The sequence below is a fragment of the Microbacterium foliorum genome (assembly GCF_003367705.1).
Lineage (GTDB): Bacteria > Actinomycetota > Actinomycetes > Actinomycetales > Microbacteriaceae > Microbacterium > Microbacterium foliorum.
The window spans coordinates 1,889,641-1,906,335 of sequence record NZ_CP031425.1; the positions used below are offsets into that span (position 1 = coordinate 1,889,641).

A 16,695-nucleotide genomic window follows, 5' to 3' on the forward strand; every position below is an offset into this window, starting at 1 on the left:
CGATCAGCGGCGTTCGCGGAGAGGCAGGTCGATCGTCCCCGTCTCGTCGGTCTGACGTGCGACGGGGATGCGGGTTCCGAGTACCTGAGAGACGACGTCCTGGGCGATCTTCGCCGCCGTGAGGCCCGCATCCGCAAGGATCTGGTCCCGCGAGGCGTGGTCGATGAACTCGTCGGGGAGGCCGAGCTCGTCCACAGCCGTGTCGATGCCGGCTTCACGGAGCACCTGGCGCACGCGGGTGCCGATGCCTCCGACACGGATCCCGTCTTCGATCGTGATGACGAGACGGTGTCGAGCGGCCATGCTCACGATCGAGGGCTGCACGGGAATGGCCCAGCGCGGATCTATGACGGTCGCCCCGATGCCCTGCGCGCGAAGCCGTTCGGCGACATCCATGGCGAGAGCCGCGAACGGGCCGATCGCCACGAGCAGCACGTCTTCGGACTCGCCTCTGGAGAGCACATCGACGCCGTCGTGCAGTCGCTCGACGGCAGGGAGCTCCGGCGAGACGTCGCCCTTGGGGAAGCGGATGACCGTCGGAGCGTCGTCGACCAGCACGGCCTCGTCGAGTGCCTCCCTCAGACGCTCGCCGTCACGGGGAGCCGCGATGCGGATGTGCGGCACGATCTGCAGCATCGCCAGGTCCCACATGCCGTGATGGCTGGGGCCGTCAGGACCTGTGACACCGGCACGGTCCAGCACGAACGTGACGCCCGCACGGTGCAGTGCGACGTCCATGAGCACCTGATCGAACGCGCGCCCCATGAATGTGGCGTACAGCGCGACCACCGGATGCAGACCGCCGAAGGCGAGGCCTGCCGCAGAGGCGACCGCGTGCTGCTCGGCGATGCCCACGTCGTAGACGCGGTCGGGGAAGCGTTCTGCGAAGGGAGCGAGTCCGGTCGGGCGCAGCATCGCCGCGGTCATGGCGATGACGTCGTCACGGCGCTCGCCCACCGAGACCAGAGCGTCCGAGAAGACCTCCGTCCATCCCGTGCCGCCCGATGAGAGGGTCTCCCCGGTCACCGGATCGATGCGGCCGACGGCGTGGAACTGATCCGCCTCGTCGTCTCGTGCGGGCTGGTAGCCGCGGCCCTTCTCGGTGATCGTGTGCACGATCACCGGTGCCCCGTAGGACTTCGCCAGCTCGAGCGTCTCGAGAAGCGCCAACAGATCGTGTCCGTCGATCGGTCCGAGGTACTTGATGTCCAGATTGGAATACAGGGCCTCGTTGTTCGTGAAGCGCGAGAGGAAGCCGTGAGTTCCTCCCCGTACTCCACGGAAGACCGCGCGGCCGACGGGGCCGAAGGCGCGGAACAGGCGGTCCGACTTGTGGTGGAGCTCCTTGTAGGCCGCGGCCGTGCGCACGCGGTTGAGATAGCGTGACATGCCGCCGATCGTCGGGGCATACGACCGGCCGTTGTCGTTCACCACGATCACCAGGTTGCGGTCGTTGTCGTCGGAGATGTTGTTGAGAGCTTCCCAGGTCATCCCGCCGGTGAGCGACCCGTCACCGAGGACGGCGACCACGTGACGGTCCGCGCGCCCGGTAGCGGTGAGGGCTCGGGAAACCCCGTCGGCCCAGCTCAGAGAGCTCGAGGCATGCGACGACTCCACGACGTCGTGAGCACTCTCGCTGCGCTGCGGGTAACCGGCCAGCCCCCCGCGCAGACGCAGCTTGGAGAAGTCCTGGCGCCCGGTGAGGAGCTTGTGCACATACGACTGGTGCCCGGTGTCGAAGATGAAGGGGTCGTCGGGTGAGGAGAACACGCGGTGCAGCGCGATCGTGAGTTCGACGACGCCGAGGTTCGGGCCGAGGTGTCCGCCGGTGCGGGAGACGTTCTCGACCAGGAAAACCCGGATCTCCGCCGCGAGTTCGGCCAGCTGATCCTCGGACAGTGCGTCCAGATCGCGGGGTCCTGAGATGCTCGGAAGAATCGGCATCTGCACCTCCTCATAGGCACCGTAGAGGGCATCCGCCTGGTTCGGACGCCTGATCGATCCTACCTCGGGGCATCGGTGAAAGCTCGGAGCGACCGCTCCCCTTGACACCGCGTACGGCATGCGACAAGGGCCCGGTTCCGAAGAACCGGGCCCTTGTCGACGGGTGGATCAGACCAGCGAACGCAGCACGTACTGCAGGATGCCGCCGTTGCGGTAGTAGTCGGCCTCGCCGGGTGTGTCGATGCGGACGACCGCGTCGAACTCCACGACCTGCTTGCCCTCGGGCGACTGCTCACTCGGGGTGGCGGTGACCTTCACGGTCTTGGGGGTCACGCCCTCGTTGAGCTCCTCGAGACCCGTGATCGAGACGATCTCGGTGCCGTCGAGGCCGAGCGACTCCCAGCTCTCGCCCGCGGGGAACTGCAGCGGGACGACGCCCATGCCGATCAGGTTCGACCGGTGGATGCGCTCGAAGCTCTCGGTGATGACCGCCTTGACACCCAGCAGGCTCGTGCCCTTGGCCGCCCAGTCACGCGACGACCCCGAACCGTACTCCTTGCCACCGAAGATGACGAGAGGTGTGCCCTGCTCCTGGTAGTTCATGCTCGCGTCATAGATGTAGGACTGCGGGCCGCCCGGCTGGGTGAAGTCGCGGGTGTATCCACCCTCGACGACCTGGCCGTCGTTGACAGCTGCCACCATGGCGTTCTTGAGGCGGATGTTCGCGAAGGTGCCGCGGATCATCACCTCGTGGTTGCCTCGGCGCGATCCGAACGAGTTGAAGTCCTTGCGGTCGACGCCGTGCTCGGTGAGGTACTGCGCCGCCGGCGTGCCGGGCTTGATGTTACCGGCCGGCGAGATGTGGTCGGTGGTGACCGAGTCGCCGAGCGTCGCCATCACGCGGGCCCCCGAGATGTCGGCCACCGGGGTGAGCTCCATCGTCATGCCGTCGAAGTACGGGGCCTTGCGGACGTACGTCGAGTCCTCGTCCCACTGGAAGATCGCGTCTTCCGGGGTGGGGAGGCTGCGCCAGCGCTCGTCACCGTCGAACACGGTGGCGTACTGCTTGATGAACTGCTCGCGCGAGATCGACGAGTCGACGATCTCCTGGACCTCGTCGGGCGTGGGCCAGATGTCCTTGAGGAACACGTCGTTCCCATCGGTCCCCGTGCCGAGCGCGTCGTTCTCGAAGTCGAAGTGCATCGACCCCGCCAGCGCGTAGGCGATCACGAGCGGCGGGCTCGCGAGGTAGTTCATCTTCACGTCGGGGCTGATACGTCCCTCGAAGTTGCGGTTTCCGGAGAGGACCGCGGTGACCGCGAGGTCGTGCGAGTTGATCGCCTCGGAGACCTCCTCGATCAGCGGGCCGGAGTTTCCGATGCAGATCGTGCAGCCGTAGCCGACGGTGTAGAACCCGAGACCCTCGAGGTCCTTGTCGAGTCCGGACTTCTCGTAGTAGTCGGTGACGACCTTCGACCCCGGGCCGAGCGTCGTCTTGACCCACGGCTTCTGCTTCAGCCCCTTCTGGAGCGCCTTGCGCGCCACCAGGCCCGCGGCGATCATGACCGACGGGTTCGACGTGTTGGTGCACGACGTGATGGCCGCGAGCGTCACGGCTCCGTTGTCGAGGATGTACTGCTCGCCCGACGGAGTGGTGACCGGAACCGGCGTCGACGCGTTCGCGGGTGCACCGCTGTTGATGTGGACGGGACGCGTGGTGCGCGGCTCCTCCTCACCGGGCACGGCGCCGGGGTCGGATGCCGGGAACGAGTGCTTCGACTCGAGGTCGACGACGTCGTCCGAGGTCGATGCCGAGGCGTAGGACAGGATGTCCTGCTCGAACTGCGACTTGGCCTCCGAGAGCAGGATGCGGTCCTGCGGGCGCTTCGGACCGGCGATCGAGGGGACGACCGTACCGAGGTCGAGCTCGAGGTACTCGCTGAAGACCGGCTCCTGCGAGGCGTCGTGCCACAGCTTCTGGGTCTTCGCGTAGGCCTCGACCAGCGCGACGGCTTCGTCGCTGCGCCCGGTGAGGCGCAGGTAATCGAGCGTGACGTCGTCGATCGGGAAGATCGCCGCGGTGGAGCCGAACTCCGGGCTCATGTTTCCGATGGTCGCGCGGTTGGCGAGCGGCACGGAAGCGACTCCCTCACCGTAGAACTCGACGAACTTGCCGACGACGCCGTGCTTGCGCAGCAGGTCGGTGATCGTGAGGACCACGTCGGTCGCCGTGACGCCCGCGGGGATCTCACCTGAGAGCTTGAAGCCGACGACGCGCGGGATGAGCATGGACACGGGCTGACCGAGCATCGCGGCCTCGGCCTCGATGCCGCCGACGCCCCAGCCCAGCACGCCGAGGCCGTTCACCATGGTGGTGTGCGAGTCGGTGCCGACACAGGTGTCGGGGTAGGCGCGCAGCACGCCGTCGACGTCGCGGTCGTAGATGACCTTCGCCAGGTGCTCGATGTTCACCTGGTGGACGATTCCGGTTCCGGGCGGAACGACCTTGAAGTCGCTGAAGGCCGTCTGGCCCCAGCGCAGGAACTGGTACCGCTCGCCGTTGCGCTCGTATTCGATCTCGACGTTGCGCTCGAGCGCGTTCTCCGAGCCGAAGAGGTCGGCGATCACCGAGTGGTCGATGACCATCTCGGCCGGCGACAGCGGGTTGATCTTGTTCGCGTCGCCGCCGAGCGCCGTCACAGCCTCGCGCATGGTGGCGAGGTCGACGATGCAGGGCACACCGGTGAAGTCCTGCATGACCACACGGGCCGGCGTGAACTGGATCTCGGTGTTGGGCTCTGCCGCGGCATCCCACGAACCCAGGGCTTCGATCTGCGCCTTCGTCACGTTCGCGCCATCCTCGGTGCGAAGCAGGTTCTCGAGGAGGACCTTGAGACTGAAGGGGAGCTTCTCGAATCCGGGGACCGTGTCGATGCGGAAGATCTCGTAGTCGGTGCTGCCGACTGTCAGGGTGCTCTTGGCACCGAAGCTGTTCACCGTTGACACGGATCCGTCTCCTTCTGGTCGGATGGGAGCGACAAACGCTTCCATATTGCTCGCCAGCGAGCCCCTGCGGCTAGCAAGGCAGACCTAACCAGTCTGCTCTGTTCGACCCGCGAGCGGAAGCCTGCAATTTATCTTGATGTCAAGATAAATCTATCACGCCGCAACGGTGTCTCCGGCATCCGACGCGCGCGGATACAGCGCCCGCACGACGAGGAAGGTCACTGCGATCAGCGGGGCGAACAGCGGCAGCCCCATGACGAGCTTCAGCGTGCCGAGCGCGGTGACGTCGCCTGCCAGATACAGCGGGAGCTGGACGGCGAGCCGCGCGAAGAACAGTGCGGCCCACGCGATGCCGAGCCACAGGAATGCCCTGCGCTTGCGGCGGTCATTCCGCCACGCGGTGCCCTCCCCCATCAGGAAGCCGACGGCGAGGCCGATCAGCGACCACCCGACGAGTGCGGAGACGAGCATGGCGGACCCGTACGCGGCGTTCGTGATGAGCCCGGGGACGAAGTTGTCCTCGCCGCGCCCGGTCAGCAGCGCGAGCGCTGCCGCTGCTGCGGCGGCGACGAGACCACCAATCGCAGCGGACGGCGGCGACTTCTGCACGAGACGGACGACCGTGAACACCGCCGCGAGTCCGACCGAGACCCCGAGGGGCAGGATGAGCGGTTCGGGCCGAACCGTGAAGAGGATGACGAATGCGAGGCTCGGCAGCACCGATTCGAGGATGCCGCGCCAACCGCCCATCGCGGACCACACGACTTTGCCGGTGGCGCTGCTCTCGTTCGGATCCAGACCGGCGCGCCGTGCCGCACCGCCGAGGGCGGCGCCGACGATGTCCGACGCCGTCTGCTCGCGCTCCGGCTCGGGAACCTGCGTGCTCACGCGGAGCCGGGAGTCGCGGGCATCTTCAGCGGGATCAGGTCACGCGGCGGCATGGGCGCTCCACCGCGGACGACCACGATCGAGCGGAACAGGTCTTCGACCTTGGCCGCGGCCTCGAGGTCGGAGGCGGCAGCGCCGCCGATCACGCCGCGGAGGAACCAGCGCGGGCCGTCGATGCCGATGAATCGGGCCAGGCGCAGCTCCGATCCCTCGCTCGCCGCCGCGGGGACCTCGGCGAGGAGCTCCTTGCCGAGCGGACCCTCGCGCTCCTCGACCCGGCCGCCCTGCGTGCGCACCTGGTCGCGAAGCTGAAGGCGCGTCTCATCCCAGAGCCCGCCCGACCGGGGCGCCGCGAACGGCTGGACCTGCAGCGACGAGTCGGCGTAGTCGAGACCGACCGCGACGATGCGCTTGGACTGCTCCTCGACCTCCAGGCGGAGATTGAGCCCCTCGCGGGGAAGGATCTTGATGCCGCCGAGATCGATGTACGGCCGTACCGGATTCGCTTCGGAGTCGTCGAACGGCCCCTGCGACGCCCGATCATGGGCAGCCGGCACGGAGGGAGTCTCGTTGTTGTCAGTCATTGGTCTGTCCTGCCGAGGGGGAACGGGGGTCTGCCTGGTAGCCGGTCGAACCGAAGCCGCCATCGCCGCGGATGCTGTCGGGCAACTGCTCGACCGGGATGAAGACGGCACGGGTGACCGGCATCACGATCAGCTGTGCGATGCGATCGCCGACGGCCACATCGTACGCGCTGTGAATGTCGGTGTTGATCAGGCTCACCTTGATCTCGCCGCGGTAGCCGGCATCGACGGTACCCGGCGAGTTGACGATCGAGATGCCGTGCTTGGCGGCGAGCCCGCTGCGCGGGACCACGAAGGCCGCGTATCCGTCGGGCAGCGCGATCCGCACGCCGGTGGCGACAAGAGCCCGCTCGCCCGGCGCGAGGCGCACGGCCTCGGCGGCGACCAGATCTGCTCCCGCGTCGCCGGGGTGAGCGTATCCCGGCACCACAGAGGCGATAATGGGGACATCAACGGAATCAGTCACCCCCCGAGGCTAATGCAGAACATCGACCCCGACACGCGCACCCGCTACCGCGAGAGACTGTCCCCCAGCCTGTGGCTGTTGGTGACGGTGGCTCTCGCCGGTCCGATGGTCGCGCTCATCGCGGTGCCCGCCGGCTCCACGATCGCTCTGGTCGCCGGGGCCGCCGTCTCGGCGCTGCTGGTGATCGCCGTGATCGCGGTCACCCCCGTCGTCGCGGTCGACGGCGACGTGCTGCGTGCGGGTCGAGCGCACATCGAGGTCCGCCACCTCGGCATGCCGATCGCTCTGACGGCCGAGGACGCCCGCCAGGCTCGCGGCCCGGGGCTTCCTGCACGCGGCTGGCACCTGATCCGCGGCGGCATCGACGGTCTGGTCGTGGTGCCCGACATCGACCCCGATGACCCCGTCGGCACCTGGACGATCTCGAGCAGGACGCCCGACCGACTCGCCGCGGCGATCGTCGCCGCGCAGGGCTGAGCGCGCTCCGCTCCGCGAGCCCGCGGCCTCCGGGCCGCGCACGACCCGGGAAACTGCGGGGCATCCCCGAAAAGACGACGCGCCCCCGACCGTGACGGTCCGGGGCGCGTTTCTTCTCGCTCTGGTGCGCTCAGGCGGCGCACTCCTTGCAGATGGGGCCGGAGGCTCCTTCGTGGTCGAGCTGCGAACGGTGCTTCACGAGGAAGCAGTTCATGCAGGTGAACTCGTCCTGCTGCGGCGGCAGCACGACGACATCGAGCTCGAGATCGGAGAGGTCGGCTCCGGGGAGGTCGAAGCTGGACGGGTTGTCCGCATCCTCGTCTCCCGAAGAACCGGAGAGCTTGTCCGGCACACGCTCCTTGAGGGCTTCGATCGACTCGGAGTCGTCTTCACTCTTTCGAGGGGCGTCGTAATCGGTTGCCATGTGGTGAATCTCCACTTTCATGCGAGTGGGTGGTGCGCCGTCGGGGGTAATCGGCGGCCATAGTTTGCATGACCACGAGGGAATAAGCAAATGCTCGTGGGTGCGACAGAGCAAACTCACGGCACGCCCAGAGTATTCCCGCCCCTGACCCGCCCTGCGTGACACCATGAGGGGACACCCATCAGAGGGGCATTCGCATGGAAAACGTCACCATCGTCGGCACGGAGGCAGGCCTGCTCGTACTCGCGACCGAGTCGGGCGAGCGGTTCGCGCTGCCCATCGACGACGTCCTGCACCGCGAGCTCCGTCGCGCCACGCGCCAGAGCGAGCCGTCTGCACAGCGCCTCGCCGCGAGCCCGCGCGACATCCAGGCGCAGATCCGCGCAGGACTCACCACGACCGAGGTCGCCGAGCTGCTGGGCATCGCCGTCGACGACGTCGTGCGCTTCGAAGGACCGGTGCTCGCCGAGCGCGAGCACGTGATCGGTCAGGCACTCGCCGTCCCCGTGCTGATCGGCAGCGATGTCGAGCCCGACGCGCAGCCGACCTTCGGCACCGCCATCCGCGCCAAGCTCGCCGAGGTCGAGGCCTCCGCCGAGCGGTGGGCGAGCTGGAAGGGCGAGAACGGCTGGGTCATCAAGCTCGAGTTCAGCGCCAACGACGTCGACCACGACGCGCGCTGGAGCTTCGACCCCCGCCGCAGCGCGCTCGCACCGCTCAACGCCGATGCGACCCAGTTGTCCCGCCAGGGTTCGCTTCCCGACGGACTGATCCCCCGGTTGCGTGCGGTCGACGCCGAGCGTCAGCCTTCGCCCTACAAGGACGACAGCCGATTCGACTCCGGAGCGTTCGGACCGCGACTCGTGCCCACGCCCGAGAACGAGGTCGACGACGTCGCGCTGCCCGAGCGGTCCGCCGCCGCCGCGCAGAACGCCGCGACGAAGCGAGCACCCGAATCCGCGACCACCAGCCCGGAGACCGCAGATCTGCTGGAGGCGCTCCGCCGCCGCCGCGGTCAACGCGAGACCGCTCCCCTGCTCGAGCATCCCGATGACGACGACGAGTCCGGCCCGATCGCGCTGTTCGATGCGTTCGAGAGCGACCGGTCCGACGAGCGCGAAGACGAACCCGCGGCACCGGCCGAGCCGACGAACGAGACGAGCGGCAGGCGCAAGCGGCGCAACGCCATGCCGTCGTGGGATGAGATCGTCTTCGGCGCCAGGACCGACGAGTAGACGCGGCGTCAGCGCGCGAAGGACCCCAGCCGGAGCAACGGCACCTGTCTCTCCTCCGGGGTGAGACCGCCGTGCTGTCCGACCATGCCGCGACCGCGCTGATCCGCGGCCGTCCCGTCGTAGACCGCACCGCTCCCCCGGGCGACGATCAGCAGGTCGCCCATCCGCGACGCGGCGGCAGGGGTGACCCGCGGCCCGAAGAGACCCGCGGCGATCGCCTCCGCTCGGGTGCCCACATCGGCCAGTCCCCGCAGATCCGACGACCACTGCGCGGCGACGGCCGCGGCATCCGTCTCGGGATCCGTGTAGACATGCAGCATCCTGGGCTCGCCGCCGACGTGACGGACGCCAGCGAGGTGCTCCGCCTCGAGGACGACCTGCCGATGCGCCGGGACATCGACCATCCCGTGGTCCGAGGTGACGAGGACGCCGACCCCCGGGGGCACGCGGAGAGACAGGGCGCCGTCGATCTCCTCGAGCGCCGCGACCCACTGGGCGGAGTCGACGCCGTATCTATGCCCCGCCTTGTCGACCTCGGGCAGGTAGCAGTAGACGAGCGCACCGGGGTTCCGCTCGGCCAGGTCGTAGGCCGCGGCCACGCGATCCGCCGGTGTCTGCGCGGCGACGAAGCTGGCTCCGCGCAGCGTCGCCCGAGTGAATCCGCTCTCGGCATAGGCGGCGACACCGACCGCGTACGCCGGTCGTCCCTCTGCGATCGCTCGCTCGAAGATCGTCGGGGCAGCCTGCCAGGTCATCGGATCCAGGCCCTCGGATTCCCACCCGGTCAGCTGGTTCACGAGCACGTCCCGCGAGGGATCCCGCACTCGGTATCCGACCAGTCCATGCTCGCCCGGCCATGCACCCGTCAGGATGCTGGTGAGCGCCGCCGCGGTGGTCGAAGGGAAGACCGAGTACGCCACGTCCTTCTTCGCCATACCCGCCGTGAGTGCGCGCGCGTGACCGGCATGAGCGCGCAGACTGATGGCCCCGAGTCCGTCGACGAGGACCAGGACGACCGAATCGGCACGCGGGAGCACCGCGGAGTCGCCGTGAAGGGCGTCGAACACGTCGTCCGCCACCCCGACGATGCTCCGAGCGGCGGCGGGCTCGGCCGGTAGAATGAGGGACACCCGAGCCAGTCTGACACAGGCTCCCCCACGCGCTCAGTCTTTGCACAACTCAGCCTTCGCACACTCAGGATGGCCATGCCGAAGAACCCGCCTGCCGAGCTCGCACCGGAGCGAATCCAGGACATCGATCTCGAGACCGAGATGCAGGGTTCATTCCTGGAGTACGCCTACTCGGTGATCTACTCCCGGGCGCTGCCCGATGCGCGTGACGGTCTGAAGCCCGTGCAGCGACGGATCCTCTACCAGATGTCCGAGATGGGACTGCGTCCCGACCGCGGCCACGTCAAGAGCGCCCGCGTCGTCGGCGAGGTCATGGGAAAGCTGCATCCTCATGGTGATTCGGCGATCTACGACGCACTGGTGCGTCTCGCTCAGGACTTCGCGCTCCGGGTGCCGCTCGTCGACGGGCACGGCAACTTCGGTTCACTCGACGACGGTCCCGCCGCCGCCCGATACACGGAGGCGCGGCTCGCCTCGCCGGCGATGGCCCTCACCGAGAACCTCGACGAGGATGTCGTCGACTTCGTGCCGAACTACGACGGGCAGTTCCAGCAGCCCTCGGTGCTGCCTGCGGCGTTCCCGAACCTGCTCGTCAACGGCGCGAGCGGCATCGCGGTCGGCATGGCCACCAACATGGCCCCGCACAACCTGATCGAGGTCGTCGCCGCGGCCACGCACCTTCTCGAGAACCCCGATGCCACCACCGAGGAGCTGATGGAGTTCGTGCCTGGCCCGGACTTCCCTTCCGGCGGCATCCTGATGGGCCTCGACGGCGTGAAGGACGCCTACGCGAACGGCCGCGGCGCTCTCAAGGTGCGCGGCAAGGTCTCGGTGGAACCGCTCGGACCGCGGCGCACCGGGATCGTCGTCTCCGAGCTGCCGTACATGGTCGGCCCCGAGCGGCTGATCGAGAAGATCCGCGATGCGGTGCAGGCGAAGAAGCTGCAGGGCATCAGCGATGTCACCGACCTCACCGATCGCAACCACGGACTCCGCGTCGCGATCGGCGTGAAGACCGGTTTCGACCCGCAGGCCGTGCTCGAGCAGCTGTATCGGTTGACGCCCCTCGAGGACTCCTTCAGCATCAACAACGTCGCGCTCGTCGACGGGCAGCCCCGCACGCTCGGGCTCAAGGAGATGCTGCGCGTCTACGTCGCGCACCGACTCGAGGTCATCACCCGGCGCAGTCGCTACCGTCTCGCCCGACGCGAGGAGCGCCTGCACCTCGTGGAGGGACTGCTCATCGCGATCCTCGACATCGACGAGGTCATCCAGGTCATCCGTTCCTCCGACGACTCGGAGCAGGCGCGGTCCCGGCTGCGTTCGGTGTTCGATCTCAGCGAGCTGCAGGCCGAATACATCCTCGAGCTGCGCCTGCGCCGTCTGACCAAGTTCTCGCGGATCGAGCTCGAGACCGAGCGCGATGCTCTTCTGGCCGAGATCGCGGCTCTGCGCGAACTCCTCGCCAGCGACGTGCTGCTGCGCGCCGCGGTCGCGAAGGAGCTCGATGCCGCGGCCGACGCGTACGGCACCCCTCGCCGCACGCTGCTGATGAACGCCGCTCCTGCCAAGCCTCGCGCGACGAAGGGCGCGGTCGACCTCCAGATCGCAGATGCACCCACCGTACTGGTCCTGTCCACGACCGGGCGGGCTGTGCGCGTGGATCTCGGTGAGGGCCAGGAGCTCTCGCTGCCGCCTCGGCGCAGCAAGCACGACGCGATCCTCGCCACGTTCGAGACGACGGTGCGCGCCGAGATCGGCGCGCTGACCTCCGAGGGGCGAGTGCTGCGGTTCTCCCCCGTCGACCTGCCGTCGGTGCCGTCGTCCTCTGTGCAGCTCGCCGCCGGCGCGCCGCTGCGGGACTACCTCGGGATCACGACGCGGGGAGAGCGGATCCTCGGATTCGTCCGCTTCGACAGCGACACCCCGATCGCGCTCGGCACCGCGCAGGGAACGGTGAAGCGGATCGTCCCCTCGACGCTGCCCGTGCGGCCGGACCTCGAGGTGATCGGCATGAAGCCCGGTGACACCGTCGTCGGAGCCGTCGAGGCGCGAGACGATGCCGACCTGGTGTTCGTCACGACCGATGCTCAGCTGCTGCGCTTCTCGGCGTCCGCGGTGCGCCCGCAGGGTGCGCCCGCCGGCGGCATGGCAGGGATCAAACTCGGCGCAGGCTCGACGGTGCTGTTCTTCGGGGCCGTGGCCCCCGACGCGGATGCAGTGGTCGCCACCGTCTCCGGTTCCGATAGCATCCTCCCGGGCACCGAGCCGGGGCGGGCGAAGGTCTCGGCGTTCACGGAGTACCCCACGAAGGGGCGCGCGACCGGCGGTGTCCGGGCGCACTCGTTCCTGAAGGGCGAGGACCGTCTCACGGTCGCCTGGGTCGGCCCGACCCCGGCGCAGGCCGTCGACCCCACCGGTGCCGTGCGGAAGCTCCCCGAGGCGGGCGCCAGGCGCGATGCGTCCGGTCAGCCGATCGATGGCGTGATCGGCAGCATCGGCCGCACCCTGGTCTGACCGATCGTGCGCCGTCAGAGGCGCAGCGCCAGGATGTTGGCGGTGAGGCCGGCGGCCGTGCCGCAGAGGATCACCGTGTCACCTGGACGCACCCGCCCGCTGTCGAGCGCGCGGGTGAGCATGAACGGCACCGACGACGAGACCATGTTGCCGAACTGCCGCACCTCGTCGATGCGTCGCTCGACGGGGATCCCGAGACGGTCGAGCATCGGGCCGAGCGCTGCGGACGCCTGGTGGGGCACCCACAGCGCGACATCGTCATACGAGATGCCCGCCCTCTCGTGGAACGACTCGAAGAAGTCCGGCAGCACGCGCATCATCCCCAGCAGCGCGCGGCGCCCGTTCATGTCGAAGAGGTAGTCCGCCGGGTCCCGCTCGGCATACGCCTGTGCCGGAGACCCTGACAGTCCGCCCCTGATCTCCGTGTCGTGCGCGTAGGCGGGCCAGGTGCGCTGCGCACTGGCGATCACTCCCCGTGAGGGATCCGTGGAACGGCGCAGCACCACGGCAGCGCCGGCGTCGCTGAAGAGCTCGAAGCTCTCACGCTGCTCGGGATTGAGGAACCGGCTGCCCACATCTCCCGCGAAGACGAGGATCGTCTCGTGGTCCCCCGCATCCAGATAGCGCGAAGCGATGTCGAGCGCCGTGATGAAGCTCGTGCAGGTGGAGTTCACATCGAACGCGGCGGCGCGACCGGTCGACGTGAGTCTCTCGAGCACGAGTGCCGCCGTGCACGGGATCGGCTGGATGCCGGCCGCGGATGCCCCGAGCACGAGGTCGATCTGATCCGCCGCGACTCCTGCGTGGGCGAGCGCGCGCTCGCACGCCTCCGCGAGCATGTCGAGGTGCGACGTGTCATCGTCGAGGCGGTACCGCGTCTCCCCTCCGAAGGTCACCGTGCGCGAGGGCAGAGATGTCCCCCACCCCGCGATCTCGCAGTTCCTCACCATCTCCGCTCCCCCCATCCCTGCACGACCCGACGCAGCTTCACCGACCCGTCGGGCACGAATTCGACGAACTCGAGGTCCGGACGCTCGCATCCGAGTCGATCCGCGAGCGCTCCGACCTCATCCGCCACGCGCCTCCGGGACCGATCTTCGACCGTGTCCAGCGCGATCTGCAGGCGCGACTCGCCGATCTGCGTGATGCGGTACTCATCGAACCCGTCGGCGTACAGCAGCGCACGCGTGATCACGTCGGCGAACACGGGCACCTCGCGGCCGTCGAGTCCGCGGAGGACGAGCGTGTCGCCCTCTCGCCCCTCGATGCGCTCGATCGCGGTCGTCGCGGCGCCGCACGGGCACGGCGACGTGCGCTCGCGCAGCACGTCTCCGAGGCGGTAGCGCACGATCGGCTGCGCACGACGACGCAGATCCGTGACGATGGGGGTGAAGCGCTCGGCGTCCAGATACTCCCGTTCGAACAGGATGTCGTCTTCGTTGAGATGGATGACCCCATGGGGGCAGGTGTGCGCGAGGAACCCCTCGGTGCACTGGTACAGCTGATGCAGACGCTCCTGTCCCAGCGAGCGCGTGATCCGCTGCGCATCGAAGACCTCGAGCACCTCGGCCACCGCATAGACCTTCTGCGGGACGACGTCGAACTCCCGGGCATCCGCGGCCCGTGCGATCAGCCGGAGCACGGAAGGCGGAGCCACCAGGATGGTCGGGCCGAAGGAGCGCAGGGCCGTGATGTTCTCCCCCATGTCCGCGTACACGTCGAAATAGCGGAACGACACCGCCGCAGAGCCGACGGACTCGTACAGCGTGTTGTCCGCACGCAGGAAGAGCGCGATGCGGTGTCCGAGCAGGGCCCGACGCGGCAAGGTGCGTGCCAGCACGGCGCCCACCCATGCGTCACGCTCGGCCGCACTCACCACGAACAGGCCGCGGTGGCCGCTCGTGCCGCTGGAGAGCCCCACGGAATGTGTTCCCAGGTCGAGATCGAACTCCCGCGCGCGCTCGTTCGCGATCGCGAGTGCCAGCGCGTCATCCCTGACGACACCGACCGTGTTGATGTCGTCGAACCGCGTCATCATGACGCTCTTGTCCATCAGCGGCAGGTCCGCGAAGGGTCGCGTCGCGAGGAGGTCGCCGAAGTACCGGGACCGGCGACGCAGGAATCGCAGATGCGCACGCAACAGGCGCCGCTGACGCCGTTCGATCGCCGCTCGCGTGCGCAGCGGACGGAGCCACCGCACCGCCGCGAACTCGCGCAGGATCCTCAGTCGCGACATCAGCTCAGCAGCTCCGTGGCTCCGAGCGGGTCGTGGCTGCAGACGACGTGGATGCCGGCGGCGGCGAGGCCGCGCAGCTTGCTCGCCGTGGACGCGTACCGCTGCGGGTCGTGCTGGACCGCGCGCGGGAGCATCCGCAATCGCCCCGAGGCGTCGAGGAGGTCCGTCCCCCATGCCGCGTCACCGGCGAGCAGGACGCGGCCCTCGATCAGGGCTCCCAGGTGCCCGTCGGCATGGCCGGGGAGGTCCACGACGAGATACGAGCCGTCGCCGAGCAGATCGTGCCCGCGCAGCACCGTACCCCGCACCGCGACGTCGACGAACGCGTCGTCGGCGAGAGTGCGCCGTTCCACCCCCGAGAACCAGTCGGGCAGCAGCCCCGTCAGAACCCCGTCGCGCAGACGCGGTCCGGCGAGCGTCCGCTGGTGCCCCGCGCTCAGCACGAACGTCGCATGCGGAAAGCGGCGGACGCCGCCGATGTGATCGGGATGCAGGTGCGACAGCACGACGTGCGTGACGGATGCCGGATCCACACCGTCGCCGCGGAGCTGCATCGCGATATCGTCCTCGTCGTCCACCTGCGGCGGCAGCAGGCGCCGATACGCCGCACCGCGCCACCCCGTGCGCCACTCGCCTGTCGCGTATCCGGTGTCGAACAGCACTCGCCGCCCGTCCGCAGCGTCGTAGAGGAACACGCCGGAGGGGAACTCCCGGCGTCCGCGAGGCTCCCCGTGGAACATGGCGCCGACATCGTGCACGGTCTTCCCGCACACGTAGTGGCGGAGGCGGCCGGTCATGCGTGTCCCTTCAGGTGCGCCGCGACCCGGGTGAGCGCCTCGTCGAGGGACACCTCGGGTCGGTATCCGAGGTCGGCCTTCGCGCGCGAGATGTCGAGGGTCTGCGAGTAGGCGATCGTGGTGAGGGTGTAGCGGGTGAGCGGAGGTTCCGGACGCCAGGGCAGAGCGGAGCAGACCTGCTCCAGAACACCCGCCAGGGTCCAGGCGAGAGGCCGGGGCAGCGGACGGAACCGCGGCTGCTGCCCGAGGAGGCCGAGCAGGGTCGTGAGCAGGTCACGGAATCGTCGGGGATCGTCGTTGGAGATGTTGTAGACGCCCCCGGCGGCATCGCCACGGTGCAGGGCGAGACGCAGAGCGGACGCCACGTTCTCGACCGCGGTGAGGTCGATGAGGGTGTCGCCGCCGTCGAAGAGCGGCACGCCGATCCGCCGGTGCACCGCGAGGAGTCTGGGCACGAGGCTCGGGTCGCCGAGCCCGATGAGTCCCCGCGGCCGCACGATGACCAGCTCGGGGACCGTTCCGGCGTCCCGCGCCTCGAGCAGGAGGTCCTCCGCGGCGATCTTGGAGCGGATGTATCCGTTCAGACGGTTGCTGCGGTCGACGTCCGCCTCGCGGATTGCGAGCCGATCGCGCGGCGCCGCATACACGCTCGGCGAGGAGACGTGCACGATCCGGCGCACACCATTGCGACGGGCGAACTCGACGACGTGGCCCGTGCCCTCGATGTTCGTCGACCGGAAGTCCCGCCACGCACCCCACGGCGTCGAGAGGGCGGCGCAGTGGATGACAGCATCGACCGGAAGGGTCAGGCGCCGCAGTGACGTGAGATCGCCGGGAACCCGATGTGCCTCGTCGGCCACGCGCTCGAGCGCCGACATGTCGCGGCCCGCGGCGAAGACCTCGTACCCGTGCCTCTGCAGATCGGGCACGACGTGCCCGCCGAGGAACCCGCTCGCCCCCGTCACCAGCACACGGGCTCCGGACATGCCCC

General features: G+C 68.8%; 14 protein-coding genes. 3 read left to right on the plus strand and 11 right to left on the minus strand.

The features are described 5' to 3' along the window. Positions 1 to 3: 3 nt before the first annotated feature. The 5 genes from dxs to dut all read right to left on the minus strand — a co-directional run bounded on the left by dxs (position 4) and on the right by dut (position 6,888). Positions 4 to 1,944 (minus strand): 1-deoxy-D-xylulose-5-phosphate synthase, encoded by a 1,941-nt coding sequence (gene dxs, locus DXT68_RS08800; RefSeq protein WP_045255039.1) that lies wholly within the window; start codon positions 1,942 to 1,944, stop codon positions 4 to 6. Between the two features lie 168 nt (positions 1,945 to 2,112). Beyond that, a complete protein-coding gene (locus DXT68_RS08805; protein WP_045255038.1) occupies positions 2,113 to 4,950 on the minus strand; it encodes an aconitate hydratase in 2,838 nt (945 codons plus the stop codon). 153 nt (positions 4,951 to 5,103) lie between these two features. Beyond that, the gene (locus DXT68_RS08810; protein WP_045255037.1) at positions 5,104 to 5,838 is read right to left on the minus strand and encodes a DUF3159 domain-containing protein; all 735 of its coding nucleotides are present in this window, start codon (positions 5,836 to 5,838) and stop codon (positions 5,104 to 5,106) included. Continuing rightward, on the minus strand, positions 5,835 to 6,422 hold the full coding sequence (locus tag DXT68_RS08815) for a DUF3710 domain-containing protein (protein ID WP_045255036.1): 588 nt from the start codon (positions 6,420 to 6,422) through the stop codon (positions 5,835 to 5,837). The genes DXT68_RS08810 and DXT68_RS08815 overlap by 4 nt, the downstream gene beginning before the upstream one ends. Then, positions 6,415 to 6,888: a dUTP diphosphatase gene (dut, locus tag DXT68_RS08820; protein WP_045255035.1), complete on the minus strand. Its 474-nt coding sequence runs from the start codon at positions 6,886 to 6,888 to the stop codon at positions 6,415 to 6,417. Before dut ends, DXT68_RS08815 begins: the two co-directional genes overlap by 8 nt. A 12-nt stretch (positions 6,889 to 6,900) precedes the next feature. On the opposite strand from dut, the gene DXT68_RS08825 reads away from it, so the two are divergent. Next, the gene (locus tag DXT68_RS08825; RefSeq protein WP_045255034.1) at positions 6,901 to 7,365 is read left to right on the plus strand and encodes a DUF3093 domain-containing protein; all 465 of its coding nucleotides are present in this window, start codon (positions 6,901 to 6,903) and stop codon (positions 7,363 to 7,365) included. Between the two features lie 130 nt (positions 7,366 to 7,495). On the opposite strand, the gene DXT68_RS08830 is transcribed toward DXT68_RS08825, so the two are convergent. Further along, complete coding sequence (locus DXT68_RS08830; protein WP_045255033.1) at positions 7,496 to 7,789, minus strand: DUF4193 domain-containing protein; 294 nt, start codon at positions 7,787 to 7,789, stop codon at positions 7,496 to 7,498. A gap of 197 nt (positions 7,790 to 7,986) precedes the next feature. Between DXT68_RS08830 and sepH the strand changes: the two genes are divergently transcribed. Beyond that, a complete protein-coding gene (sepH, locus tag DXT68_RS08835) occupies positions 7,987 to 9,024 on the plus strand; it encodes a septation protein SepH (protein ID WP_045255032.1) in 1,038 nt (345 codons plus the stop codon). A gap of 8 nt (positions 9,025 to 9,032) precedes the next feature. On the opposite strand, the gene DXT68_RS08840 is transcribed toward sepH, so the two are convergent. Then, positions 9,033 to 10,154, minus strand: coding sequence for an alkaline phosphatase family protein (locus tag DXT68_RS08840; protein WP_045255031.1), 1,122 nt, complete (start codon positions 10,152 to 10,154; stop codon positions 9,033 to 9,035). A 75-nt stretch (positions 10,155 to 10,229) separates the two neighbouring features. On the opposite strand from DXT68_RS08840, the gene DXT68_RS08845 reads away from it, so the two are divergent. After that, a complete protein-coding gene (locus tag DXT68_RS08845; protein ID WP_115760479.1) occupies positions 10,230 to 12,671 on the plus strand; it encodes a DNA gyrase/topoisomerase IV subunit A in 2,442 nt (813 codons plus the stop codon). Positions 12,672 to 12,685: 14 nt separating this feature from the next. Here DXT68_RS08845 and DXT68_RS08850 read toward each other — a convergent pair whose 3' ends face one another. Genes DXT68_RS08850 through DXT68_RS08865 form a run of 4 tightly spaced genes read right to left on the minus strand, consistent with a single transcriptional unit; the run spans position 12,686 to position 16,690 of the window. After that, a complete protein-coding gene (locus DXT68_RS08850) occupies positions 12,686 to 13,621 on the minus strand; it encodes a 3-oxoacyl-ACP synthase III family protein (protein ID WP_052677819.1) in 936 nt (311 codons plus the stop codon). Continuing rightward, positions 13,615 to 14,907, minus strand: coding sequence for a F390 synthetase-related protein (locus tag DXT68_RS08855; protein ID WP_045255028.1), 1,293 nt, complete (start codon positions 14,905 to 14,907; stop codon positions 13,615 to 13,617). The genes DXT68_RS08850 and DXT68_RS08855 overlap by 7 nt, the downstream gene beginning before the upstream one ends. After that, positions 14,907 to 15,704: an MBL fold metallo-hydrolase gene (locus DXT68_RS08860; RefSeq protein WP_052677818.1), complete on the minus strand. Its 798-nt coding sequence runs from the start codon at positions 15,702 to 15,704 to the stop codon at positions 14,907 to 14,909. The genes DXT68_RS08855 and DXT68_RS08860 overlap by 1 nt, the downstream gene beginning before the upstream one ends. Next, a complete protein-coding gene (locus DXT68_RS08865) occupies positions 15,701 to 16,690 on the minus strand; it encodes an NAD-dependent epimerase/dehydratase family protein (RefSeq protein WP_045255027.1) in 990 nt (329 codons plus the stop codon). Before DXT68_RS08865 ends, DXT68_RS08860 begins: the two co-directional genes overlap by 4 nt. Positions 16,691 to 16,695: the final 5 nt, after the last annotated feature.

Bases quoted from the DNA above. Each gene is read 5' to 3' on its own strand.
- dxs (WP_045255039.1), bottom strand. From the start codon at position 1,944: ATGCCGATTCTTCCGAGCATCTCAGGACCCCGCGATCTGGACGCACTG.
- DXT68_RS08815 (WP_045255036.1), bottom strand. From the start codon at position 6,422: ATGACTGACAACAACGAGACTCCCTCCGTGCCGGCTGCCCATGATCGG.
- DXT68_RS08825 (WP_045255034.1), top strand. From the start codon at position 6,901: ATGCAGAACATCGACCCCGACACGCGCACCCGCTACCGCGAGAGACTG.
- DXT68_RS08830 (WP_045255033.1), bottom strand. From the start codon at position 7,789: ATGGCAACCGATTACGACGCCCCTCGAAAGAGTGAAGACGACTCCGAG.
- sepH (WP_045255032.1), top strand. From the start codon at position 7,987: ATGGAAAACGTCACCATCGTCGGCACGGAGGCAGGCCTGCTCGTACTC.
- DXT68_RS08845 (WP_115760479.1), top strand. From the start codon at position 10,230: ATGCCGAAGAACCCGCCTGCCGAGCTCGCACCGGAGCGAATCCAGGAC.
- DXT68_RS08850 (WP_052677819.1), bottom strand. From the start codon at position 13,621: ATGGTGAGGAACTGCGAGATCGCGGGGTGGGGGACATCTCTGCCCTCG.
- DXT68_RS08855 (WP_045255028.1), bottom strand. From the start codon at position 14,907: ATGTCGCGACTGAGGATCCTGCGCGAGTTCGCGGCGGTGCGGTGGCTC.
- DXT68_RS08860 (WP_052677818.1), bottom strand. From the start codon at position 15,704: ATGACCGGCCGCCTCCGCCACTACGTGTGCGGGAAGACCGTGCACGAT.
- DXT68_RS08865 (WP_045255027.1), bottom strand. From the start codon at position 16,690: ATGTCCGGAGCCCGTGTGCTGGTGACGGGGGCGAGCGGGTTCCTCGGC.